This window comes from Candidatus Nanopusillus massiliensis, from assembly GCF_920984865.1.
The window spans coordinates 235,008-235,415 of record NZ_OV100765.1 but is presented as its reverse complement, the minus strand read 5'-3'; positions in this window follow the sequence as shown (position 1 = coordinate 235,415).

The window sequence follows — 408 nt, the reverse complement described above, 5'->3', positions numbered from 1 at the left end:
AATTCCATTGTTTCTNNNCTTATATAAATATCAATACCTTCATCTTTTAGTTTATCCATTAATTTCTTTAGATTTTCCTTTACTACATTATATGTTTCCTCTTTTGAATTATTTAAATACCAACCTGGATGAAAAACAACAGAATATCCTCCAGATAAATATAATAATCTTGCAGCATTATATAGCATATTTATTTATTTATTTATTTTTGATTCTTCTGTAGAATTTAAATTAATATATTATAGGNCATGAGATGTTAATATAAATTCTTTATCCTTTATATATCCATTTTTATATTTGTTTAAATTTTCTTTTAATTTTACCCCATCTGTAATCTCTATTTCAAATCCATCTAAAATATAATTCTTCATATGTATATATAATTCCATTTAATGTATCCCTTTTTTT